Raw genomic sequence first — 22,707 nt, 5'->3', positions numbered from 1 at the left:
GTCAGATGGTGATCAGCAGGCCGACTCGTCGATCGGGTTGATCTGCTCGCAGGTCAGACCCTTTCGCCAGGCCTCCGGGATCTCCTGTGACCAGCCGTTGTAGACCAGCGGGATGGCCACGACGCCCTGTCCACCCACACCGGGGTGGGCGACGAGCTCGTCGTCCATCTTGGTGTCCGGCGTCGGCCCCAGCGGCAGCTGGCCGGCGACGGCGGCATCCGAGATGTCGCCGTCGTTGTTCGGGTCGACGTCGATGACCTGCACGGCGTTGGAGAACTTGTTGGAGACGTAGGCGTAGTAGCCGCCGCCCTTCTTGGCGCCGAAGTTGGCGCCGTGGCAACCGGGGTTGCATGGCAGATCCTTGACCATCTTGTTTGTCTTCGGGTCGATCACGTTGACCGTCTGGGACAGGGTGTTCACCGCCAGCAACGCCTTACCGTCGGGGCTCACCGGGAGCTGGATGGTCAGTCCGCCCCACGGCTTGCCCGCCTCGGGACCGGTCTGCGAGTTGTAGTTCTCCCACAGGTCGATCGTGGAGTTCTTGGCCACACCGCCGTCGGGGGTCGCACACGCGTCCTCCTTCAGGGACACGCACGACACGCTCATGCCCAGGAAGTTGGACAGGTACGCCTTCTTCGAGTCCGGCGTCATCGACGTGGCGATCGGGAACGCCCCGACGGGCTCGTGCCTGACGGTCCCCGAGTCCAAGTCGGCGATGACGGCTTCCTCGGTCATCGTGTTCGGCGCGACGACCGTCTTGCCGTCATGGCTGGTCCAGTGCGCGTGCGGGTGGGGGGTCATGCCGCTCTCCGGGTCGGCGTGGATGCGCTGAATGACCTTCGTGGCGCCCGGCGCCGCCTCGACGATGTCCGTCCCCGCGTTGATGCCGATCGTGAGGTTGTCGTTGCCCGGACGGGTCATCACGTGCGCCGGGTTGGGCCCGACCTCGAGGCTCCGTACGAACTTGCCGGTCTCCCGGTCGAACACGTCGGTCTCGCTGTCGAACCACTCGTTCCCGTAGAGGTACTTGTAGTTCTTGTCCGTCCACATGTTGTGGACGTTGTTCATGTTGATCTCGGGGGCTGCGATCTTCCGATCGATCGTCCAGTCCTCGACGTTGATCTTCGTGATGGAGCCGTGCTTCTCCTTGCCTGCGTAGTCCTCCATCTGAGTGGCGATCCAGGTCTCACCCACACCAGGGGTGGTCGGCGCCTTCAACGCGGGCAGCTTCCTCGGGTACCCGAACTTCTGGTCGAAGTACGCGTCCAGGTTCGGGATCAGCACCGGCTTGCCGTCTGCGTTGTATTGCAGGATCGGGGCGGGCGGCTGGACCGGGTTCCAGGACACCTCCTTGGTGCTGCTGTGCTGCTGCCAGTTGTTCGGGTTGGTGGCCGTGAAGAAGGTGTTCACCAGCCGCTGGATGATGTCGGCGTTCGACGGAACAGCCTCGGGCTTGCCGTTGACCACCAGCTTCTCGCCGAAGTCGAGACCCAACGTCAGCGGGTCGTCGACCACGACTGCGCCGAGCATGTAGGGCGCGACCGAGTCGGTAAAGGCGTACAACCCCGGCTCGGTGAGCTGGATCGTCTTCTCGCCGTAGAAGGCGCCCTTGGAGTCCATGTACGGGAACTTGTCCGCCCCCTCCGGGGCGATCAGCCCGATCGGGTTGCGGATTCCCTGCGACTTGGCCGGGTCCACGTTGAACGTGACGGTGACCGGAGGCCCCTCGACCGCGAACTCCTGGAGGGAGTCCAGGACACCCATCAGATCCACGCCGACCGGCAGCGAGGCCAGGTCGACCGGCTCGCCCGCCGGCATGTCGGCGACGGTCGCCTTGAGCTCGCCGATCAGATCCTTGGCCTCGGCGGCCTTGGGAGCCGCCTCCGGCGAGGACTTCGCGATGCCCTGCACGGTGGCCAGGGTCGAGTTGAGTGCCAGCGGGTCGGTCGCGGCGCCCGCCCCGCCGGCGGTGCCGAGCCCGCCGAGGAGGTTCTCCACCAACGACGCGTCATTCGGCAGCACCGGGCCACCGATAGAGGGCAGTCCGCCAGCAGGTACGGCGACCCGGGGGAGCTCGGCGATCGCGAGGGACTTGCTGCCGAATAGGTTGAGACCGGAGTCGAACCATCCTCCGTTCTCGTCGGTGATGTCGAAGGTGATGGGGAGCGGGCCCACCCCGACCGGCTGCTGGCCTACCGCCGGCATCGTGGCCAGACTCGCCGCTGTGATCGCCGAGGCCGCCGCCACGGCCACTGCGCCGAGTCTGCGTCGTCGCTTCCGGGGCCCCAAGAAGCCTTGGGGAGCTAATTCAGACATGAAGAATGCCTTTCCTTTTCGCGCATTGATTTCGAGCTCCAAGGTGAAAATTTGGGGAATCCGAGGAGTGCGATCCACTCAATCCCGCGCTCATTAAGGGCCCAGAGCCCTAGGTGAAATCTAATGGTTAATGGGACCTCACAACCTCACGAGGGCATTAAAAACTGGGACGAGATGAGGCAACAAGCGGGCGGATGTTGTTCTCGATAATACCCCGGGTGGTTTCGCCTCGATAATACCCCCGGGTGTTTATGCGGGACCCCTAATGGGCGCCTGGAAAAAGCCATCGAAAAGGCAGAGTTGGACACTGGCGGGCCCATTTTACTGTCGCGTTACATTACGGCGACGAATCAGACATGCCTGGTCGGCCTACTGGCTATCTGGCCCGAAATGGCTTTTCTACGAAGACCTGAAACATCCAAAACAAACCTCTGAAACATCCAAAACCAATTGGGTATGAGGAGGGGAAACGTAAAGAAGGAGACGTCATGCCCAGTCTTACCTACGTTTGCGAGGACGGCTCCAGAAGGACGGTCCGGGTGATCGGCGCCGGCGCGGCATGCGCCTTCACTCCCCAGATCAACGATGTTCTGTATGGCGACAAACTGTATGTCGAGGCGCAGACAGGAAGCCCGTGACCGCTGTCGGAGCAGGTCGAGGCCGCACTCGCCGTCCATCCGGAGGCAGACGTCACCTCGGTCATTCCGGCGGAGGACCCCGACCGAACCGCCCAGGTCGTGCTCGGGGGCATCGAAGGCCTGAAACAGACCGGGAGCCACTTCTCCTCGGAGTCGCTGACCGTGTACGTCGATCCGTACACCGGTGGCGTCAACGGCGAACTGGTCACCGTGGACAACCGGCCACCCGCGCAGGTGTGGCTGCGCGAGCTCCATGGCAACCTGCACCTGGGCGACCTCGGTCGGCTCTATTCCGAGTTCGTTGCCAGCTGGCTGCCCTTCATCGTGCTTGGCGGCCTGGTGCTGTGGCTCAGCAAACGCGCCCGTGGCCGATCCCTGCGGACCGTGCTGGTTCCGTCCTTCACCGCGAAGGGACGAGCACGCAACCGGTCCTGGCACGGGGTCCCGGGTCTCTCTGGCTGGCGGTCGGTCTGCTCGGCATCAGGTCGCATTCGTCGTCCTCGACGCCAGAGGCGCCGCCGAAGCCTCGGCGGCGCGTCACCCTGCCCTTGGCAAGAGGCCGTTACATATCAGAGGGGACGCCCGAGCGCCGTGGCCAGCGAGACCGCGACCGCCATCACGGCGAGCTCGAGCCCGGCCCACGCGATGATTGGAGTGGGCTGCTGGCGTGCCACGCGGTCGACGATGGCAGTACGGATGTACGCCCCCGAGCAGCCCAGCACGACCATGCAGGCGAGCTTGCCCATGACCAGCCAGCCGGCACCGGTCTGTGTCAATGCGTCGACTGCCTCTCCGAGGGACGGCGTCACGTCGCCGGTCAGCCGGGGCGCGGCCAACAACAGGCCGCTGACCGCCACCAGCGCGAAACTCACCTCGGCGACCCGCGAGAACCGGGGAAGAACGACGGCCAGCGCCTGCCGGTCGGCGCTGATGATCAGAGAGGTGATTGCCAGTCCGCCCACCCAGAGTGCCGCTCCGGCCACATGGAGGGCGCTGGCCGTCATCAGCAGCAACGGCGGCTCAGCCTGCGAAGCGTGCCCGCTCATCGACACGGCCACCAGGCCCGCCAGCGCGATCAGGAAGCCCGCGTCCGGTGGCAGCGACGGCCGCCGCAGGCGGGCAGCCGAATAGGCGGTCAACGCTCCCGCCGACCCGGCGCTGATCAGCAGTGCGACACCTAGGCTGACGTTTCCGCCGTAGCCGAGCACGCCGCTGACCGGCAGCCGTAGCTGGCGGAGAGAGATCTCCGCCGCGTTGAACCAGAGACCCAGCAGCGCCGCGACCGCCCACACTGCTGCGGCCCACACCGCCGCCGTTGAAGTACGTCTGGCCAGGGCAGGGGCACGGTCACGACCAGCCTCACCCAGAAGCACCAGCACCAGCACGGAGCCCACAGCTCCGAACGCGCACACATTGGCGATCCAGCGGAGCAGCGGAATCCCGGTGCGCACCACCACCGACGGCTCCGGAATGCCGACGACTGGCTGGGGCAGCGTGACCAGGATCCCGAAGGCAAGCACGACGAGGCTCGCGCCGACAAGCACCGAGACCTGCAGGAGCCGGATACGGTCGTTCATGTCGCATCCGTTCGGCGTACGGTCTGGCGACCGACAACTCCGACGCACGCTGCGATCGCGGCCAGCAGTGCGATCCACACCCACGTGGGCATCGCTGCCAAACCACGCGGCCGATCTACGTCGAACGCCGTCATCGCGTTGGCAGCGGACGCGGTGGACGCGGTGGACGCGGTGGACGCCGACCGCTGGATGTTGATTGGCACTGACCCGGTGATCGGGTGACCGTCCGCTCCGAGCACCCGGTAGTGGACCTGGTAGCGGCCCGGAGGTCCCACCTCACCCATCGAGGCGGTCAGGGTGTTCCCGTTGATGCGAGCACGACCACACGCCCAGTGGCTGCCCTGTGGTCCGGTCACCACCATGCCGTTAGCGCCGGGAAACGCCTGGATCGGCTGGTCGAAGGTGAGCACCACCTCCGACGGGCCGGCGGCGAGCACGGCGCCGGCGCGCGGAAGGCTATTGACCAAGTGGGCGTGCGCGGACGCTGGCGCCGCTGTGAATAGTATGGGGATCAAGAACGAGAGCGCGAAGATCGTCGCTGCGAACGCCGTGGCGAGGCGCTGCGATCCGCGTGTTGAAGCATTCGACATTGCTTCCACCTAAGCGAGTTTCGAGGGTCATTGAACTAGGGGTGATCCATGGCTCAGTCGGCACCGGGCCCCGCGCAGGAGAGCGCAGCACCACGTGTTGCGTGCCTTCTATGGCTCGGTGCCCGTGATCCGGCTCGGAGTTCTTCCCGCCGTCCGTGTCGGCGCCGACGCGGGAGCGGCTTCAATCACCGCGGTTCCGGTGGCGACGACGACGAATGGGATGGGGATGGCGGCAATGCTGCGGGCGATAACCTTCTGCATGGCGAATACCCACCTACCCATTTTGTGTTCGTGAACGCGCACGACGATGTGCATTGGTTGGCTCCGAAAGTTGGCACTTATAGTTGAACTCAGACCAGTTGCGGAGCAGTTACGTATGCGCATGTCGCCTGTAACTAAGAAAAGCGTTAAGTGAAGTGCTCTTAACGCTGGTGTTCAGGGAATTGGGGTGGCTGCAACACCCCCGTAACACCTTGCTGTCTTTCAGCCTTTTCCGCCGTTGGGGTGAGTGGGTTGTGATGCCCGAATGCCCATACGGGCTGGGGTATCGACTTATCGAAGGAACACTTTTTGCCAATGCGCCTCGGGCGGTCGAGGAGCCTCTACACCCTCGGCAAGGTGAAAATGGATGACCTTTACGCGTACGTCTTCAGAATCGTTCGGGGCGTGCCATCGAAGTGCTCGTCGGCGAGTTCCACGTCGTCGCCCGCGCGCTCACCGGCCACACCCGCGCGTTCTCCAGGTTCTCCATGGCCGCCGCCGGCGTGCTGGTGGCGCTTGCCCGACTGCCCGCGGTCAGCATCCGCTCCGATTACCTGAACCTCGGGACGGTGCCGGTCACCAGAGCAGGTGCCGGCACCTGTACGGCCGATGTGGTGATCCCGGCCGCCGGTCGCGTGGAGGTCCAGGTCGGCATGCGACGGAGCCAGTTCGAGAACCCTGTCGCCGCCTTGACCTTCCAGGCGTACCGGCTCAACCGGTTCGCGGTGGGCTGAATTCCCATGCATGTCGATGACCGGTCCATCCCGGCTGGGGTGAGATGACGGCGCGAGGCTGTGGCGATACCACCCCCGGTTTCCGTATAGTTGCCTCCCCGCGGGCCTATCCCGGACGTCGCTCCGATTGGCCTCGCGTTGGCTGTGAGGTTGTGAGACCTAGGAACGCCGCAAGTTAACGCTGCTGTGGTCGTCAGGTCGATCAATCTCGCCAATATGGATGAGCAACGGGCTGAGAGCCCTGCATTGCCGAACTCACCGGAGGCAATGCAGGGCTCTCTGGGGCCCTGAACCAGAAGACACCGCCCTTCGGTCGCAACGGCGCGATCCCTCGCATCAGCCAGCACCACGAAAGGGACGCCACCGTGGGTTTCTCGGGAACAGTCGATCGTCGTGATGCCGCCGTGGCGGTGGCCCCCTCGGCCCCGGCAGCCCCCGAGCCGGACCAGGCGACAGAGGTCGTCGCGCCGCCTGCGGCCCAGGCTCCGGTGCCGGTCGCGCTCATGGCGAGGCCTCCGTCGCAGTCGTCATGTTCTGCCTACTGCTGATGGCCTCGCGACCGCAGCCCGTGCCCGCGCTAGCTGAATCCGAACCGAACCCACGGACCTGACATGACTGCTCGACGTACTGCCGCGCGGCTCTTCGCGGCCCCGGCCACGCTCGGGATCGCCCTTCCCGCCCTCGCCGATCCGGCCGGCGCCCACGTGTCCGTCACCCCGACCGAGACCGCGGCGGGTGCGCACACCCCGCTGTGCACCGTCACCAACACGATGGCGAAGATCTAGGTAGCCGACAATGCGCAACCACGTGACCGACTCGAACTCGGCCCGCCGGGGATTCGTTGCGGGTCCCGCACCGCGTCGTGCGGCGGGAACGATCGTTCATGGCTGCGTGGATCTGAGGGCTGGATGGGTGCTCCGCGCCGTGCGCGCCCTGGTCCTGTCGGCCGTTGCCCTCGGCCTCGCGGTCGTGGCGCACGTGTCGGCCGGTGGCGTGCACCCGGACGCGTGGACGATCGTGGTCCTGCTCGGATTCTGCGCGCTCGGCAGCAGTGTGTGGCTCGGCCGGGAGGCGTCCAGGCGCCAGATCTTCTTGCTCCTCATCGGAGGGCAGACCCTGTTGCACGGGGCGATGACGGTCACTGCCGGGAATGCCGGTGACAACGGCACAGAGCACTCGACATTCAGCGGCACCGTGGTGACCACCCTCCAGCATCTCTTCGAGGAGCTGACGCCCGCTCATGCGCCGATGACGCTTGCGCACCTTGCCGCCGCGGCGCTCACCGGCCTGTGGCTTGCGCATGGCGAGCGGGCCTTGTGGGACCTGATCGGCCTGGCCGCCCACGCGACTCGTCGGGCCGTCTTGTCGCTGGAAGTCCCGCACGTGTGCGGGGTTCGTCTCTCGGGTTCTCACCCGCCTGCAGCGTCCTTCCTCGTCGCCGCCCCGCTTTGCCAGGTCTTCTTGTGCGATACCCACGTTCGTCGCGGTCCTCCGGTGGTCTTCTGCGCCCTTTGACGGGGCGCACTCAGACCCAGAAGCCATTCAGACGCGCGACCCGGTGGTGGTCGTCGCGCACTGCGACATGCCTCGAGGAGAACCTTGACTTCCAATCTTACGATCGACCCCGGGTCGATCGACGAGAACGATCCCGCCAAACCATCAAGGCCAAGAAGTGGGCCGGCCAGGCCGTCCGGGGGCCTGTTCCGGGCCTTCTGGCGCTGGCACTTCTACGCCAGCTTCCTGGTGATCCCGGTGCTGCTCGTGCTGGCCAGCACCGGGCTGATCTACCTGCTCCGCTTCCAGATCGAGCCGATCCTGCACGCCGATCTGATGAAGGTCGACGTGCCGACCGGGGCACAGCGACTGTCGTACGACGAGCAGGCAGCGTCCCTGCTCGAGGAGTATCCGGACGGGCGGATCGCCGCAGTCCTGGAACCCTCGGCGTCCAACCGGTCGACCGACTTCTCGCTGTCCACCGCGGCTCCCGGGACTCCGTCCTGGGAGGACGACACGATCCGCGAGGTGTACGTGGATCCCTACACCGGTGAGGTGCTGGGCGAGCTCGACCCGAACAAGACCCTCTCCGGGTGGGCGAAGACCACCCACGGCAACATGATGCTGGGCACGACCGGCGAATACGTCATCGAGCTCGGGGCCTGCTGGGCGATCGTGATGGCCATCACCGGCTACTACATGTACTGGCGAGGACGCGTTGCCCGCGCGCGCCGCAAGGTCGCCAGGGCGGCGGGCGCCGCGCTGCGACACAAGCACGCCACGGTCGGCCTCTTCGTCGGCGTGGGCCTTTTGGCGCTGGTGGTCTCCGGGCTTCCCTGGACGGTCTGGTGGGGCGCGAAGGCCCAGGAGTTCGCAACCTCACAGGGCACCTCGTTCTGGTCCGAAGACCCCGGCGCGCAGTCCTCGGCTCCCACGCTCGACGCATCGGTGCCGCACAGCCACAACGTCCCCTGGGGCGAAGGTAAGTCGAAGGTCCCCACGTCGACGTCCACCGGCATGGAACCGGTCGGGCTGGATGCCGCTATCGCCACCGCCGACGAGGCCGGATTTCGACACCCGATGACCGTCGTGCCGCCGGCCGATGACAAGGGTGTGTACTCGGTGCTGTCCTACGCGTTCAACTCACCTGGGCATGAGTCTGCTCTCCACATCGACCAGTTCACCGGGAAGCCGATCACCGAGTTCGGTTACGAGGACTATGGCGCGCTGGCCAAGGTCGTGGGCCAGGGCATCGCCCTGCACGAAGGGCGCCGGTTCGGCGTGCTCAACATGATCGTCTCCGGGGCCTTCTGCGTCGCGGTGATCTTCATGTGTATCGCCGGCCCGATCATGTGGTGGCGCCGGCGCCCCAAGGGCTCTCGCACTGTGGCCGCTCCCCGAGGACGCCTCGACCTCAAGACCGGACCCATGGCAGTGGTCGGCCTCGTCCTGTTGGGGGTGGCCCTGCCGCTGTTCGGAGCCTCCCTGGTCGCCATCTTCGTCCTCGACCAGATCATCCTGCGCAGGGTCGGACCACTGAAGAACTTCTTCAACACCGTCTGATGCACTGCACCGCCGAGTGCCGCCGCGCTCCGAGCGCGGCGGCACTCTGGATGGTCGGATCGATACCGGACTCGGGCGCGAGCCCGAAGTGCTCCAGCGAGCGGCGTACCACTCGGCGGCGTCGATGTTGAGTGGCCCGGAGACCCACGTCGCGTAGGGCGGGTTCACGAACCTGTTCTCCTTGACCGCGGGCAGGTCGCGGGAGGCCGGGTTGGCCTTGAGGACCTTGACCTTCTCCTCGTAGGACTGGCCGGGGTGGTCCACGAAGTAGATGACGTCTGGCTTGGCTCGAGGTGCGTGCTTCGATGACTCCCGGAGCAAGGGGTAAGAACACGATCCGGTTCCGGATCCAGGACTCCGCCGGAGCGCCCGTGCCGCTGGCCAGACTGCACACCGTGAGCATCCGGGCCAATGGCCTGGACCTAGGGACGGTGCCGGTCGCCAGAGCAGGCGCCGGCACATGCACGGCCGATGTCGTGATCCCGACCGCCGGCCGCGTGAAGGTCCAGATCGGCATGCGACGGAGCCAGTTCGAGAACCCCCGTCGCCACCCTGACTTTCGACGTTCCGGGCTCCTGATGACCCGGCGTGATTCAGCCCGATGGCCAGTGGGCGCTCGCGTGCGCGAGCGCCCGCTTCTCCAGCTCTGCCACCAGCTTCTCGAACAGGGCTACCGCGGCCGGCGCGCTCCAGTTCGGAGCGAGGACGTCGTGGGGCAGGCCCGGGTCGCGGAAGGGGAGCTTGCGCCACTGGCCGACGACGTCGAGATAGGTCACGAAGGCGTCCTGGCCCGATGGCGTGGCGTCCTCCAGTCGGGCGGCGAGCGCGCTGTGGGCTGTGATGAAGTCGCGGTAGCTCTGGTCGATCGCGTCGAGGTCCCAGCTGCTGTAGAGCAGCTCGGTGAGGTCCTGGGGGCCGTGGTAGCCGCCGACGAAGATCGCGGCATAGGACTCGAGCCCGAGCTCGGTCACCGCCCGCTCGGCCGCGTCTCGCATCCGGGCGGGCGCGATCCACAGCGCGGTGCCGACGTTGCCGAAGCCAAGGTGGGAGAGGTGGGCGCGCAGCTGGTGGCGCTTGGCGCGCATCGACTCGGGTACGCCGAAGTGCACGATGCACCAGCCGTCGGCCAGGTCCGCGGGTTTGCGCGCGTGCCAGATCACCTCGTCGCCGGCGGCGAGTGTGGAGCGGGCAATTGACGTGAGCCCGTATCCGCGGGTGCCATCGCGGGTCTCCGAGTCGAGCCAGTCGTTCCGCTTGAGACGGTGTACGGCGGTGCGTACGGACGGCGCGTCGAGGCCGACCTGGGCGAGCAGGTCGATCGCGCCGGCGATCGGCATCCAGTCGCCGAGCGGTCGCACGACGGCGCCGAGGAACGTCACCACGGTGGTGCGCGATCGTCGGTTGACCTGTGTTGCCGGTGCAGACCCCGCCTTCGTCACCTGCGGCATTCTGCCGGATCCTCCGTCGGCTTCCCGCGTACCCACCGCACGTGGACCTGGTCGGTCTCGCCGGTCCTGAGCAGCTGCAGCCGAGGCGGGATCTTGTCGCTGCGCGAAGTCGGTGGCTTGCGCCGCCCGGCCGCCCACTGGACCGGCCAACCGGCTGCCTCCCCGTCGTAGTCCTGCTCGGCAGCGGCGTGCAGCGTCCAGTTCGGGTCGAACAGATGGGTGCGGCCGAGCGCACAGATGTCGGCACGGCCCGCGAGCAGGATCGAGTTGACGTCGTCGTACGAGGAGATGGCGCCCACGGCGATCACCTTCACTCCAGCCGGCTCGGCGACAAGGTGTCGGATCTTGTCGGCGAACGGGGTCTGGTACGAGCGGCCGAAGGCGGGCTTCTCGTCCTTGCTCACCTGGCCGGAGGAGACGTCGATCGCGGCGGCGCCGTGCTCGACGAACGCGCGGGCGATCTCGACGGCGTCGTCGTCGGTGTTGCCGTCGGGCATCCAGTCGGTGGCCGAGATCCGTACGGTCACCGGGATCGGAGCCGGCACCGTGGAACGGACCGCGTCGAAGACCTCCAGGGGGAAGCGGAGCCGGTTGGCCAGCGGTCCGCCGTACTCGTCGTCGCGATGGTTGGCGACGGGGGAGAGGAAGGAGCTGAGCAGGTAGCCGTGCGCGGCGTGGATCTCGACCAGGTCGAAGCCGGCGTCGACGGCGCGCTGAGCCGCCGACACGAAGTCTGCGACCACCTTGTCCAGGTCGACGCGGCCGGCCTCGCGCGGGACGTGGCAGCCCTCGCCGTAAGGGAGCGCGGAGGGGCCGATGACCTCCCAGTTGCCGGCGTCGAGAGGCTCGTCCATGCCGTCCCACATCAGTTTCGTCGATCCCTTGCGGCCCGAATGGCCCAGCTGCACGCCGATCTTGGCGGTGGAGTGGTCGTGCACGAAGTCGACCACCCGGCGCCAGCGGTCGCGCTGCTCGTCGGTCCAGATGCCCGGGCAGCCGAGCGTGATCCGGGCCTCGGGGGCGACACAGGTCATCTCGGTCATCACCAGCCCGGCGCCGCCGAGCGCCTTGGAGCCGAGGTGGACCAGGTGGAACTCGTCGGGGACGCCGTCGGTCGCGGAGTACATGTCCATCGGGGAGAGCATGATCCGGTTCTTCAGCTCCAGCTCGCCGATCCGGACGGGCTGGAACATCGCCGGCGCCACCTCCTGGGATCCTTGGTGGCGCGCGAACTCCGCCTCCATCAGACGCGCGAAGTCGGCGTCGCGTTCCTTCAGGTTCTCGAAGGTGATCCGGCGCGAGCGGGTCAGCAGGTTGAAGACGAACTGCGCGGGGTCCTGGTCGGCGTACATCTCGATGTTCTCGAACCACTCCAGCGAGGCCTGGGCCGCGCGCTGGGTCGACTCCACCACCGGCTTCCGCTCGGTCTGGTACGCCTCGAGCGCCTCGTCGAGGGAGGCGTGCTCGTGGAGGCAGGCCGCGAGGGCGAGGGCGTCCTCCATCGCCAGCTTGGTGCCCGAGCCGATCGAGAAGTGAGCGGTGTGGGCGGCGTCTCCGAGGAGCACGACGTTGCCGTCGTACCAGCGCTCGTTGCGGACGGTCTGGAAGCTGATCCACCTGGAGTTGTTGGTCAGGATCGTGTGCCCGCGGAGCTCGTCGGCGAAGATCTCGGCGACCCGGGCGACGGCGTGCTCGTCGGAGGCACCGGGCGCGAGGACCTGGTGCTCGGTGCTGTGCAGGCCGGCGCGGCGCCACACGTCCTCGTGCATCTCCACGATGAACGTGGAGCCGCGGTCGGAGAAGGGGTAGCCGTGGATCTGCATCGTGCCCCACTCCGTCTGCTTGACGAAGAACTGGAACGCCTCGAAGACCAGGTCGGTGCCGAACCAGATGTACTTGTTCCGACGGCGGTCAAGGCTGGGCCCGAACCGGTCGGCGTACTTGGTCCGGACGGCCGAGTTGACGCCGTCCGCGGCCAGCACCAGGTCGTACGAAGCGCGCAGCTCGTCGGGGTCGGGAGCCGCGGTCCGGAAGTGGACGGTCACCCCCAGCTCGGCGACGCGTTCCTGCAGGATCTGCAGCAGGTCCTTGCGTGACATCGCGGCGAAACCCTGGCCTCCGACGGTGAACGCATGGCGCTGACCCTGCCGGTCGGTCATCGCGACATCGATGTCGGTCCAGCGGGCGAACAGCTCCTCCATCCGGTCGTGCACGACCTGGTCGGCGCCCTCGATGCTGCCGAGGGTCTCGTCGGAGAAGACGACGCCGAAGCCGAAGGTGTCGTCGGGGGCGTTGCGCTCCCAGACGGTGATCTCGTGGCTCGGGTCGAGGGTCTTCATCAGCGTGGCGAAGTAGAGCCCGCCGGGACCCCCTCCGACGATCGCGATCCTCATGTCCCGCCCTCCGCCGCAATCATCTGACGCAGCTTGAAGTGCTGCAGCTTGCCGCTGGTGTTGCGAGGCAGGGACGCGACGAAACGCACGTCGCGCGGGTACTTGTAGGGGGCCAGCCGGCCCTTGACGTACTGCTGGATCTCCTCGGCCTTCGCAGCGTCGCTGTCCACACCCTCGCGGAGCACGACGAAGGCGCAGACGACGGCACCTCGGTCGGGATCGGGGCCGCCGACCACGCCCGCCTCGACGACGTCCGGGTGGGTGCCCAGTGCCTCCTCGACCTCGGGGCCGGCGATGTTGTAGCCCGAGGACACGATCATGTTGTCGGTGCGCGAGCGGTACCAGTAGTAGCCGTCCTCGTCGCGGACGAAGGTGTCACCGGTGACGTTCCAGCCGTTGACGATATAGCTGCGCTGGCGGGCGTCGTCCAGGTAGCGACAGCCGACCGGGCCGATCACCGCGAGCCGCCCCTCGACGTCCGGTCCGACCTCGTTGCCCTCGGCGTCCAGGATGGCGGCGCGATAGCCGGGCACCGGCTTGCCGGTCGCCCCGGGGCGGATGTCGTCACCGGCCGCGGAGATGAAGATGTGCAGCATCTCGGTGGCGCCGATGCCGTCGATGACCCGCAGCTCCAGCTCGCGCTCGAGCTCCTCCCAGGTCTCCCGGGGCATGTGCTCGCCCGCGGTGACGGCGACGCGCAACCCCTTGAGCTGCTCGATCGCACCGGACTTGAGGATCTGCTTGTACGCCGTCGGCGCGGTCGCGAGCGCGGTGACGCCGTGGGTCGCGATCAGGTCGGCGATCTGGGCCGGCGAGGCGGCCTCGGTGAGCAGAGCACAGGCCCCGGCCCGCAGCGTGAAGACGACCAGCATGCCGAGGCCGAAGGTGAACGCGAACGGCGCCGTGCACGCCACGACGTCGCTCGGCTCCAGCCGCAGCGTCGCCCGGCCGAAGGTGTTGTCGATCGAGAGGATGTCGCGGTGGAAGTGGGTGGTGATCTTCGGGACCCCGGTCGTCCCCGAGGTCGGCCCGAAGAGTGCGACGTCGTCGGCCGCGGTGTCGACCGCGGCGAAGTCGGTGGGCTTGGCCAGGATCCGGCGGGTCAGGTCGTCCTCGGCGTCTCCGCCGTAGGCGACCACGGTCAGGTCGGGCGCGACGGTGTCCCGGACCGCGTGGACGTCTTCGACGAACCGATGGTCGACGAGGGCGACCGCGGGCCGGGTCTTCGCGACGATCGGCCCGAGCTCGGTCGCCCGGAGCGCAGCCATGGTCGTCACGACGATGCCCCCGGCCTTGAGTACGCCGAGCCAGGCCGCGACTGTCCACGGGTTGTTCGGGGAGCGCAGCAGCACCCGGTTGCCGCTGACGAGACCGAGGTCGTCGACCAGCATGTGGGCGATCTGGTTGGCGCGGGTGAGCAGCTCGCCGTAGGTCCACACCGTGCCGTCGGGGGTGCGGAGGGCGGGACGGTCCGGACCGTGCAGCGCGGTCGGGACGTCGATGAGCTCGGAACCGGCGTTGAGCCGCTCGGGGTAGTGGAGCTCGTCCGTGGTGAACTCCAGCGTCGGCCACTGCTCGGCGGGCGGCAGGTGGTCGCGGGCGAACGAGTCGGCGTACCCGGACCGGCTGAGCGCGGTCATGACGCCGCTCCCGCGGCTCGGATCATGCCTTCTTGGACGACGGTCGCGACCAGCACGCCGTCGGTGGTGAAGAAGCGGCCCAGGCCGGTGCCGCGGCCGTCCTCGACGGAGACGGCCTCCTGCGCGTAGAGCAGCCAGTTGTCCATCGCGACCGGCCGGTGGAACCACATCGCGTGATCGAGGCTGGCGGTCACCAGACCCTCGTCGGCCCACGCCAGGCCGAGCACCCGCAGAGCGGGCTCCAGGATCGTGTAGTCGCAGACGTAGGCGAGGGCCGCAGTGTCGCGCTGTCGGTCGGTCAGCCCGTCGACCGGGCGGAGGGTGTCGTACGGCTTGACCCAGATGGCCTGGTGCGGCGACCGCTCGCCCTCGACGATCAGATAGACCGGCCCCGGCACGTGTCGCATGTCGAAGCTGCGCCCGCCGGACCAGTACGCCTTGGAGGTCTCGGTCATGGTGCCGCCGGTGCGGTCCGCGAGGTAGGCCGCGGACGTCGGCAACGTCTCGGGACCGGGGATGCCGGCCGGCATCGTGGCTTGGAAGCTGCCGCTCGGCTCCCCGGCCGCGAAGCTCGCCATGCACACGTAGACGGGCTTGCCGTTCTGGAAGCCGCGCACCTGGCGGGTGCTGTAGCCACGGCCGTCGCGCAGCACCTCGACCTCGTAGCGGACCTCGGCGCCGATGTCGACGGGCCGCATGAAGTAGGAGTGCATCGAGTGCATCGACTTGTCGTCGGTCACGCTCCGGGACGCGGCGACGAGCGCCTGGGCCACCATGTCGCCCCCGTACGCCTTCGGCCACGGGCACGGCTGGGTGGTGGCGGTGAAGGCGAGGTCGAAGACCTCCGGCTCGCACTCCTTGAGGGTGACGGCGTCCGTGAACGTCTGTGAGCCGGCGGTCATGGCCGATCGGCCCAGTCGCGGAGGTCGGCGTCGTCGACCTGGGGGAGGTTGACCACGATGTTGTCCGGGGTGCGGGTGGTCATCCAGGTCAGCGGGTGGTTGCGGTCGAGGTTGCACTCGACGTGCGGCAGGAACGGGGGCACGAAGACCCAGTCGCCCTCGGACATGTCGAGGTAGTCCTCGAACTTCTCGCCGAAGTAGATCCGGGCCCGTCCAGACAGCACATAGCCGCCGGTCTCGGCCTCGCCGTGGTGATGGGGGACGGAGCGATAGCCGGCGAGGTTGTGCACCTTGCCGAACCAGAGCTTGGTCGCGGGCGTGTGCTGGATGCTGACGCCGCTGATCCGGGTGGCGCCCTCGCTCTGCCCGGTCAGGTCGGGCTCGAAGCCGGCGCGGGTTACGACCGGGACGACGAGACCAGAGGTGTCGGAGGTGGGGTCCATGTGAGGTCCTGTCCGTTCGATTCAGGATGTGTTTCATTTTCTGCACGAACGTTGTAGGCATGTCAATAGATGCCCTACGGTCGAATCATGAACACGGACCTCACGCCCGTACCGGTGAACCCCGCGGCTCTGCCCGCGCCGCGCGGCTACTCGCACGGCACGCTCAGTGGCAACACCCTCCATCTCGGCGGCCAGACCGCGCTGGACGAGAACATGCAGATCGTCCCCGGAGACATCGTCGAGCAGTTCCGGCAGGCGTTCGGCAACGTACTGACCACGCTGCGGGAGGTGGGCGGCGTCGCCGAGGATCTGGTGTCGATCACGATCTACCTGACCGACATCCCCGACTACCAGGCGCACGGCAAGGAGATCGGCGCGGTCTGGCGCGAGCTGGCCGGTCCGGTCTACCCGGCGATGGCGGGCATCGGGACCACAGGGCTGTGGCAGCCGGAGGCGATGATCGAGATCCTCGGCGTCGCCGTCATCGCCGACGATCGGCTGGTGCGGCCTCCGGCCGCGAAATGACCTCGTCGCCTTGGATGGGGCGCCGCGACCAGTAGCTCGCCAGGATCGAGCCGGAGACGTTGTGCCAGACCGAGAAGATCGCGGCAGGCAGTGCTGCGGCCGGTGAGAAGTGGACGGTGGCGAGCGCGGCGGCCAGCCCCGAGTTCTGCATGCCCACCTCGATGCTGATGGCTCGCCGGCTCGAGATCGGCATGCCGCAGACTCGCCCGACCGCGTACCCCAGGGCCAGGCCGGCGACGTTGTGCAGGACCACGGCGAGCACGACCAGGAGGCCGACCGAGAGCAGCGTGTCGGCACTTCCGGCGACGACGGCGAGCACGACTCCGGTGATGCCGGCGACCGAGATCAGCGGAAGCACATCGATCACCTTCTCGATGAGACGCGGCAGCAGCAGCCGGAGCACCAGACCGAGCAGAACCGGAACGAGCACGATCTCCACGATCGAGACGAACAGGTCGCTCGCGGAGACCGGCAGGTCCTCGCCGATCAGCAAGAGGACCAGCAGGGGCGTCAGTACGGGCGCGAGCAGTGTCGACACGGAGGTCATCGCCACCGACAGCGCGGTGTCGCCACGGGCCAGGAACACCATGACGTTGGAGGCGGTGCCGCCGGGCGCGCAACCGACCAGGACCATGCCCGCGGTGAGCACTGCGGAGAGGCTGAGCGCGTTCGCGATACCCCAGCCGAGCAACGGCATCACGGTGAACTGGGTGGCGACACCCAGCAGCAGAGCCCACGGCCGCCGGCCGATGATCGCGAAGTCGACGGGCCTGAGGGTCATGCCCATCCCGAGCATGATGATCTGGAGGAGCAGCGGAACCTGGGCCGCCCATCCGTCGAAGGTGCTGGGGGTGGCCAGTGCGATGGCGCCGGCGACCAGGACGATCAGGGCGAACCAACGCCCCACGAAGGCGCTGACGTGTCGGACTGTGTTCATGCTCTTCCTTCCGAGAATGCGGGCGAGGTGGGGGACCGGGTTCAGGAGAGCCAGTCGAGCTCGCCGTCGACGTACTGGTCGCCGAACCTGACGTTGTCGAAGCGCAGGTCCTCGACGTTCTCCAGGACCATCGGCGTCTCGACCTCCTCGACCGTGACATCACGCAGCGTGACGTCGCTCAGCGGTGCGTCGGCAGGCCCGTGGATGTCGAGCCCGGTCTTGGCCGAGGCGACGGTGATGTCGGAGAAGACGATGTCGCGGTAGACCGGCGGGTAGTTGCCGCCGAGCTCGCCGGGGTAGTCGAGCTGGAACCAGATGAAGGTCTCGAAGTTGCCGATCTCCATGTTGCTCACCCGGATGTGCTCGACCGTGCCGCCGCGGTCGAGGTTGCCCTTGAACCGGATCGCCGAGGCGCCGTCGCGCAGCACGTTGTCGGTGAAGTAGACGCCCTTGATGCCGCCGGACATCTCGCTGCCCAGGGCGATGCCGTCCTCGCCGCCCATGTCGTTGCGGCGGATCACGACGTTCTCGCTGGGGCGGGCGATGGTGCGTCCGTCGAGGTCGCGGCCGGACTTCACGACCACGGAGTCGTCGCCGGTCCGGAAGCGGTTCTTCTCGATCAGGACGTTGGTGCTGGAGTCGACGTCGATGCCGTCGTTGTTGGCCCGGTGGCTGTCGACGTCGAGCCCGCGCACGGTCGCCTGGTCGGTGTAGACGAGGTGGTTGATCCAGAACGGTGAGTTGGTGACCCGGTAGTCCTCCAGCAGCACCCGCTCGGCGTTGAAGAACTGGATGGCGCTGGGCCGCAGGAACGTACCCTTCCCGAAGACGCGCTCCTCGACCGGTACGCCGTCGAAGCCCATCTGGCGCAGCCGCAGCTGGTCCGGCTTCTCCTGCTCCTTCCAGGCGTGGAACTCGGAGTCCTCGTTGCCGTCGATAGTGCCCGACCCGGTGATGGCGACGTCGTGCACGTCGTTGGCGTAGATCAGTGGCGAGTAGCCGTCCAGCTCGGTGCCCTCCCAGCGCGTACGCACCACGGGCAGGTAGTCGTCCGTGTCGGTCCCGAACAGCAGCGTCGCCCCTTCGGCGACGTGGAGGTCGATGTTGCTCGCCAGGTGCACAGGACCCTCGGAGAGCCAGATGCCCTCAGGGAGTACGACGCGGCCGCCGCCGTCGGCCGACGCCTTCTCGATCGCGGCCCTGATCGCCGGAAGGGCATCCGTCTTGCCGTCTCCGACGGCACCGAAGTCGGTGATCTCGTAGTCGCGGTCGGGGATCGAGGGCTCCTCGATGCGGTCGACGATCTTCGCGATCGCGGCAGCATCCGGGCCACGCTCGACCCGGTCCGTCTTCTGGTCCGCGAGGGCTGGTGTGGTCGCGGTCAGTGAGCCGACCAGACCGAGGGCGAGCAGGACGGGGGTCGCGCGCTTCCGAATGTGACGCATGCATGCTCCTCGAGAGCTACGACGGCGGCCGTCGCCACCGCGCGGGGGATTGTGGCACTTGTCACACTAGTGACTCACTTGTCATACGTCTAGGTCGTCAGTCGACGAAGATGTCCTTGGCGGGTGCGTCGCCGCCGTACTGGCTCAGGTCGGTGACGCCGGCGTTACGGAGGATGTCGGCGTCGATGAACGCACGGCCGTTCTTGTGCTCGGGCGGCAGGTCGAGCACGACCATGGCCGCGTCGGCCATGATCTGCGGCGACCGGGCCTGGTCCGCGCCGCCGACGACGTTGCGGACCGCGGCGGTGTCGATGAGCGTCTCGGGCCAGAGGCAGTACGACGAGATCCCGTCGGTGGCGAACTCGGCGGCCCAGCCGGGGGTCAGCAGCGTCATGCCGTACTTCGACGTCGTGTAGGCGGGGTGGATGCCGAGCCAGTGCGGTGCGAGGTTCGGAGGCGGCGAAAGGGTCATGATCGAGCCTCGCGACTCGCGCAGCCGGGGGAGGGCGGTGCTGGTCAGCAGCCAGGTGCCGCGGATGTTCACCTCGTGCATGAGGGTGAACTTCTTCGTCGGTGTGTCCAGGGTGCCCGCGGTGTGGATCGCGCTGGCGTTGTTGACGACGATGTCGATGCCGCCGAACTCGGTGACCGCGGTCTTGACGAGACGGGCGACGTCCTCCTCGGAACGTACGTCACCGAGCACTCCGATCGCGTTGCCGCCGGCTTCGCGGATCGCGTCGACGGCGGTGTGGATCGTGCCGGGAAGATGCGGATGTGGCTGGTCGGTCTTCGCCAGGAGCGCCACGTTGCCGCCCCTCCGTGCGAAGGCCAGCGCGGTCTCGAGTCCGATTCCGCGGCTTCCGCCGGACATCACCATCGTCCGTCCGTTGAGGTCACCCATTGTTGTTTCCTTCCGGAGGAGCGGTTCGGTCACTGCGCCGTCTGATCACGGAGGAGGCCCTTGACGAGCTTGCCGACGGAGTTCTTCGGCAGCTCGGTGCGGACGTGGATCTGGGTGGGCACCTTGTAGCGGGCCAGGGCCGTGGAGCAGTGTGCGAGCAGTTCGTCCGGGGTGGCGGCGAGGCCGGGCTTGGTCGCGACGTACGCGACGGGGACCTCACCGAAGACGTCGTCGGGCTTACCGACCACGGCGGCTTCGAGGACGGCCGGATGACCGTAGAGGCACTCCTCGATCTCCTTGGGGTAGATGTTCTCGCCGCCTCGGATGATCATGTCCTTGAGCCGGTCGACGATGCGCAGGTAGCCGTCCTCGTCGATGATTCCCACATCGCCGGTGTGCAGCCAGCCGTCGCGGACGACCTTCGCGGTCTCCTCAGGCCGGCCGAGATAGCCGCGCATCACGTTGGCGCCGCGGATGACCACCTCGCCGCGCTGTCCGCGGGGCTGGGGATCCCCGTCGACCGAGACGACCACTACCTCCTGGCCCGGCAGCGCGACGCCGACGGTGCCGGGTTTGCGGGGGCCGTCGACCGGGTTGATGGCGGACACCACGGTGCCCTCGGAGAGCCCGTATCCCTCGATGACGGGGACCTGGAAGCGCTCCTCGAAACGGGTGATGAGCTCGGCCGGCATGGGTGCCGCGCCACAGATCACGAACCGTAGCGACGAGGTGTCGACCGCACGGTGGGTGCGAGCGTCGAGGATGGCGTAGATCGTCGGCACGGCAGAGAAGTATGTCGGTCGATGGGCCTCGACCACGTCCCAGAAGGTGTCCGGCGAGAACCGTGGTCCCACCACGACGTTGCCTCCGGCGCGGAGGACGGAGAGCACGCTGGCCACCAGTCCGTTGACGTGGAAGAGAGGCAGTACGAGGAGGCTGGTGTCGGTGTCGGTGAGGGAGAAGTGCTCGATGATCGAGGTGCTCATGGCCGCCAGGTTGGCGTGATCGAGCAGGACGCCCTTCGGCTTGCCGGTGGTGCCGCTGGTGTAGATGACCAGGGCGAAGTCCGAGGCAGCTGATGCAGGTGCGCGTTCAGGGACGGGAGCCTGCGTCGGCTGGTGGATCGTCTGCACGTCCACCCATGCGACGCCGACCGCGTCGGCCACGTCGCCGGCGTGCTCGTCGCCAACGATCACCGCAGACGTGGAGTCCTGCACCTGGTAGTGGATCTCCTCGTCGGTCAGTGCGGGGTTCACCGGTGACATCGCGGCGCCTTGGAGCCACGCCGCGAACATGGTGGTGACGATCTCGACCCGGTTGTGGAGCAGGACCGCGACCGTGTCGCCGGAGGAGACCCCGAGCGAGGCGAACCGATCCGCGAGGCGCCGTACCGCCTGGGCGAAGGTGGCGTTGTCGAGGACACGGTCGCCGTCTTGGATGCAAGGTCCGTCGGGATCGCTCGCCGCGCGGAGAAAGGGGATTTGCGTCAGCTCGCTGGGAAGGGTCGAAACGCTCATGTCCGGGACGCTAGATCCGCGCCTAGGGGTGCGGCACTGGTGCACGGCGCCAGACCTTCACGGCTCGTTCGTCCCCCGGGAACAGTGAGTGGCGTCACATCGTGCTGCGAGACTACGGATATGGAGGACGAGGAGCTGCGCGGGCAGGTGGCGACGGTCGCATCGGCGTTGAACGACCGCTTAGGGGAGCTCACGTGCCTGATCCGTGACGTGCTTGCCAGCAGGATCGTCGAGCTCCAGGGTGACGCGGCGATCATCGACCTCCTGGAGTCGAGCGTGGCCGGCAACGTCGAGAACATCCTGCACTCGCTCCGACACTGGATCCCGGTCGAGAAGATCGAGCCGCCGTCCGCAGCGTTCGAGTACGCCCGGCGACTCGCTCAACGTGGCGTCCCGGTCAATGCCCTGGTTCGCGCGTACCGCTTGGGCCAACAGCATCTGCTGAAGGAGGCGTACGCCGAGTGCCTGCGTCGGCATTCCGCGCCCGACGTGCAGGCCGCCGTGTATCAGCGCATCGTCACGGTCACCTTCGACTACATCGACTGGATCTCTCAGCGTGTGGTCACTGTGTACGAGACCGAGCACGAGCGCTGGCTGACCGAGCGGAACACCGCCAGGTTCGGCCGGATCCAGGACCTGATCAGCGGCGCGACCGACGACGTCGACGCTTCCGAGTCGATCATCGGTCATCGGCTGCGAGTCCGACATCTGGGTGTGGTCCTGTGGGTGCACGAGACCGGCGCGCAACAGGACCAGCTGACCCGGTTCAACCGGGCCGTGTCGGCGGTTGCTGAGGAGTTCGGCTCGGGCAGTCCCTTGGTCGTCTCACGCGATCGGGCAAGCGCATGGGCTTGGATCCCGGTTCCGGACGGATTCAGCCCGGACCCGGTCGTCATACGTCCGCTGCTGGATCATGCGGCCGGTCCGCCGTTGCCGATGATTGCGTTCGGTCGGCCGCATGCCGGGCTCGCAGGCTTTCGGCAGACCCATCTCGAGGCTGTCCAGGCCCAGCGCGTCGCCATGATCCGGGAGGATCCGAGCCACCCGGTGACCGCGTTCAACGAGCCCGGTCTCAACGTGGCCGCGCTCCTCGCGCAGGACGTGGAGCAGACCCGGTGGTGGGTTCAGGAGACGCTGGGCGACCTCGCCCGCGATGACGAGCAGCACGTTCGCCTGCGGGAGACGCTCCTGCTCTTCTTCCGGCACGACAGCAGCTACACCGCGACGGCCGAAGCGATGGTGATGCACAAGAACTCGGTGAAGTATCGGGTGACGAGTGCCGAGAAGATCCTCGGCCGTCCGATCGGCGACGACCGTCAGGCACTCGAGCTCGCGCTGACGGCCTGCCACTGGCTGGGGCAGGCCGTCCTGTCGCGGGACTAG

At 67.5% G+C, this 22,707-nt stretch carries 19 protein-coding genes and 1 pseudogene; 8 read left to right on the top strand and 12 right to left on the bottom strand.

Features of this window, described 5'->3' with window-relative positions; translation table 11 throughout:
* Nucleotides 1–12: 12 nt before the first annotated feature.
* Entirely contained in the window at nucleotides 13–2,253 is a 2,241-nt protein-coding gene (locus OH802_RS00915) for a YncE family protein (RefSeq protein WP_406024249.1), read from the bottom strand.
* A gap of 551 nt (nucleotides 2,254–2,804) precedes the next feature.
* On the opposite strand from OH802_RS00915, the gene OH802_RS00910 reads away from it, so the two are divergent.
* Entirely contained in the window at nucleotides 2,805–2,954 is a 150-nt protein-coding gene (locus OH802_RS00910) for a hypothetical protein (RefSeq protein WP_406024247.1), read from the top strand.
* A 99-nt stretch (nucleotides 2,955–3,053) separates the two neighbouring features.
* Nucleotides 3,054–3,350: pseudogene (locus OH802_RS00905) on the top strand (PepSY domain-containing protein); the annotation flags it as partial.
* A gap of 173 nt (nucleotides 3,351–3,523) precedes the next feature.
* Here the strand turns inward: OH802_RS00905 and OH802_RS00900 are convergent.
* A complete protein-coding gene (locus OH802_RS00900; protein ID WP_406024245.1) occupies nucleotides 3,524–4,531 on the bottom strand; it encodes a copper resistance D family protein in 1,008 nt (335 codons plus the stop codon).
* Complete coding sequence (locus tag OH802_RS00895; RefSeq protein ID WP_406024244.1) at nucleotides 4,528–4,998, bottom strand: copper resistance protein CopC; 471 nt, start codon at nucleotides 4,996–4,998, stop codon at nucleotides 4,528–4,530. The genes OH802_RS00900 and OH802_RS00895 overlap by 4 nt, the downstream gene beginning before the upstream one ends.
* A gap of 800 nt (nucleotides 4,999–5,798) precedes the next feature.
* Here OH802_RS00895 and OH802_RS00890 point away from each other — a divergent pair.
* From OH802_RS00890 to OH802_RS00875, 4 genes are all read left to right on the top strand, one after another.
* Nucleotides 5,799–6,116 carry a hypothetical protein gene (locus tag OH802_RS00890; protein ID WP_406024242.1) on the top strand — a complete coding sequence of 106 codons (318 nt, stop codon included), beginning with the start codon at nucleotides 5,799–5,801 and terminating at the stop codon, nucleotides 6,114–6,116.
* Nucleotides 6,117–6,727: 611 nt separating this feature from the next.
* On the top strand, nucleotides 6,728–6,901 hold the full coding sequence (locus tag OH802_RS00885; protein ID WP_406024240.1) for a hypothetical protein: 174 nt from the start codon (nucleotides 6,728–6,730) through the stop codon (nucleotides 6,899–6,901).
* 10 nt (nucleotides 6,902–6,911) lie between these two features.
* Nucleotides 6,912–7,631, top strand: a complete 720-nt coding sequence (locus OH802_RS00880; protein ID WP_406024238.1) for a hypothetical protein — start codon at nucleotides 6,912–6,914, stop codon at nucleotides 7,629–7,631.
* A gap of 84 nt (nucleotides 7,632–7,715) precedes the next feature.
* The gene (locus OH802_RS00875; RefSeq protein ID WP_406024236.1) at nucleotides 7,716–9,173 is read left to right on the top strand and encodes a PepSY-associated TM helix domain-containing protein; all 1,458 of its coding nucleotides are present in this window, start codon (nucleotides 7,716–7,718) and stop codon (nucleotides 9,171–9,173) included.
* 593 nt (nucleotides 9,174–9,766) lie between these two features.
* On the opposite strand, the gene OH802_RS00870 is transcribed toward OH802_RS00875, so the two are convergent.
* From OH802_RS00870 to OH802_RS00850, 5 genes are read right to left on the bottom strand one after another with little or no spacing between them, the layout of a single operon-like run.
* Complete coding sequence (locus OH802_RS00870) at nucleotides 9,767–10,621, bottom strand: PaaX family transcriptional regulator C-terminal domain-containing protein (protein ID WP_406024234.1); 855 nt, start codon at nucleotides 10,619–10,621, stop codon at nucleotides 9,767–9,769.
* A complete protein-coding gene (locus OH802_RS00865) occupies nucleotides 10,609–13,014 on the bottom strand; it encodes a bifunctional salicylyl-CoA 5-hydroxylase/oxidoreductase (RefSeq protein ID WP_406024232.1) in 2,406 nt (801 codons plus the stop codon). The genes OH802_RS00870 and OH802_RS00865 overlap by 13 nt, the downstream gene beginning before the upstream one ends.
* On the bottom strand, nucleotides 13,011–14,654 hold the full coding sequence (locus OH802_RS00860; protein WP_406024230.1) for an AMP-binding protein: 1,644 nt from the start codon (nucleotides 14,652–14,654) through the stop codon (nucleotides 13,011–13,013). Before OH802_RS00860 ends, OH802_RS00865 begins: the two co-directional genes overlap by 4 nt.
* On the bottom strand, nucleotides 14,651–15,556 hold the full coding sequence (locus OH802_RS00855; protein WP_406024228.1) for an acyl-CoA thioesterase: 906 nt from the start codon (nucleotides 15,554–15,556) through the stop codon (nucleotides 14,651–14,653). Before OH802_RS00855 ends, OH802_RS00860 begins: the two co-directional genes overlap by 4 nt.
* Nucleotides 15,553–15,999 (bottom strand): cupin domain-containing protein, encoded by a 447-nt coding sequence (locus OH802_RS00850; RefSeq protein ID WP_355020885.1) that lies wholly within the window; start codon nucleotides 15,997–15,999, stop codon nucleotides 15,553–15,555. The genes OH802_RS00855 and OH802_RS00850 overlap by 4 nt, the downstream gene beginning before the upstream one ends.
* 87 nt (nucleotides 16,000–16,086) lie before the next feature.
* On the opposite strand from OH802_RS00850, the gene OH802_RS00845 reads away from it, so the two are divergent.
* Nucleotides 16,087–16,524: a RidA family protein gene (locus OH802_RS00845; protein ID WP_406024226.1), complete on the top strand. Its 438-nt coding sequence runs from the start codon at nucleotides 16,087–16,089 to the stop codon at nucleotides 16,522–16,524.
* Here the strand turns inward: OH802_RS00845 and OH802_RS00840 are convergent.
* From OH802_RS00840 to OH802_RS00825, 4 genes are all read right to left on the bottom strand, one after another.
* The gene (locus OH802_RS00840) at nucleotides 16,481–17,461 is read right to left on the bottom strand and encodes a bile acid:sodium symporter family protein (protein WP_406024224.1); all 981 of its coding nucleotides are present in this window, start codon (nucleotides 17,459–17,461) and stop codon (nucleotides 16,481–16,483) included. The genes OH802_RS00845 and OH802_RS00840 overlap by 44 nt on opposite strands.
* A gap of 41 nt (nucleotides 17,462–17,502) precedes the next feature.
* Entirely contained in the window at nucleotides 17,503–18,906 is a 1,404-nt protein-coding gene (locus tag OH802_RS00835; protein WP_406024222.1) for a glycoside hydrolase family 28 protein, read from the bottom strand.
* Nucleotides 18,907–19,003: 97 nt separating this feature from the next.
* On the bottom strand, nucleotides 19,004–19,807 hold the full coding sequence (locus tag OH802_RS00830) for an SDR family oxidoreductase (RefSeq protein ID WP_406024220.1): 804 nt from the start codon (nucleotides 19,805–19,807) through the stop codon (nucleotides 19,004–19,006).
* Between the two features lie 29 nt (nucleotides 19,808–19,836).
* Nucleotides 19,837–21,324: a class I adenylate-forming enzyme family protein gene (locus OH802_RS00825; protein ID WP_406024218.1), complete on the bottom strand. Its 1,488-nt coding sequence runs from the start codon at nucleotides 21,322–21,324 to the stop codon at nucleotides 19,837–19,839.
* Between the two features lie 120 nt (nucleotides 21,325–21,444).
* Here OH802_RS00825 and OH802_RS00820 point away from each other — a divergent pair, with 120 nt between their 5' ends.
* The gene (locus tag OH802_RS00820; protein WP_406024216.1) at nucleotides 21,445–22,707 is read left to right on the top strand and encodes a PucR family transcriptional regulator; all 1,263 of its coding nucleotides are present in this window, start codon (nucleotides 21,445–21,447) and stop codon (nucleotides 22,705–22,707) included.

The sequence above is a fragment of the Nocardioides sp. NBC_00850 genome, assembly GCF_045207335.1.
Lineage (GTDB): Bacteria > Actinomycetota > Actinomycetes > Propionibacteriales > Nocardioidaceae > Nocardioides.
Note: the sequence above shows the minus strand (reverse complement) of the source record. Positions and strands in the feature narration are given on the sequence as shown.

What these genes read in the sequence shown, in the direction of transcription:
- OH802_RS00820 (WP_406024216.1), top strand. Translation starts at nt 21,445, where the DNA reads ATGGAGGACGAGGAGCTGCGCGGGCAGGTGGCGACGGTCGCATCGGCG.
- OH802_RS00910 (WP_406024247.1), top strand. Translation starts at nt 2,805, where the DNA reads ATGCCCAGTCTTACCTACGTTTGCGAGGACGGCTCCAGAAGGACGGTC.
- OH802_RS00885 (WP_406024240.1), top strand. Translation starts at nt 6,728, where the DNA reads ATGACTGCTCGACGTACTGCCGCGCGGCTCTTCGCGGCCCCGGCCACG.
- OH802_RS00860 (WP_406024230.1), bottom strand. Translation starts at nt 14,654, where the DNA reads ATGACCGCGCTCAGCCGGTCCGGGTACGCCGACTCGTTCGCCCGCGAC.
- OH802_RS00870 (WP_406024234.1), bottom strand. Translation starts at nt 10,621, where the DNA reads ATGCCGCAGGTGACGAAGGCGGGGTCTGCACCGGCAACACAGGTCAAC.
- OH802_RS00880 (WP_406024238.1), top strand. Translation starts at nt 6,912, where the DNA reads ATGCGCAACCACGTGACCGACTCGAACTCGGCCCGCCGGGGATTCGTT.
- OH802_RS00865 (WP_406024232.1), bottom strand. Translation starts at nt 13,014, where the DNA reads ATGAGGATCGCGATCGTCGGAGGGGGTCCCGGCGGGCTCTACTTCGCC.
- OH802_RS00835 (WP_406024222.1), bottom strand. Translation starts at nt 18,906, where the DNA reads ATGCGTCACATTCGGAAGCGCGCGACCCCCGTCCTGCTCGCCCTCGGT.
- OH802_RS00845 (WP_406024226.1), top strand. Translation starts at nt 16,087, where the DNA reads ATGAACACGGACCTCACGCCCGTACCGGTGAACCCCGCGGCTCTGCCC.
- OH802_RS00825 (WP_406024218.1), bottom strand. Translation starts at nt 21,324, where the DNA reads ATGAGCGTTTCGACCCTTCCCAGCGAGCTGACGCAAATCCCCTTTCTC.
- OH802_RS00850 (WP_355020885.1), bottom strand. Translation starts at nt 15,999, where the DNA reads ATGGACCCCACCTCCGACACCTCTGGTCTCGTCGTCCCGGTCGTAACC.
- OH802_RS00840 (WP_406024224.1), bottom strand. Translation starts at nt 17,461, where the DNA reads ATGAACACAGTCCGACACGTCAGCGCCTTCGTGGGGCGTTGGTTCGCC.
- OH802_RS00830 (WP_406024220.1), bottom strand. Translation starts at nt 19,807, where the DNA reads ATGGGTGACCTCAACGGACGGACGATGGTGATGTCCGGCGGAAGCCGC.
- OH802_RS00900 (WP_406024245.1), bottom strand. Translation starts at nt 4,531, where the DNA reads ATGAACGACCGTATCCGGCTCCTGCAGGTCTCGGTGCTTGTCGGCGCG.
- OH802_RS00855 (WP_406024228.1), bottom strand. Translation starts at nt 15,556, where the DNA reads ATGACCGCCGGCTCACAGACGTTCACGGACGCCGTCACCCTCAAGGAG.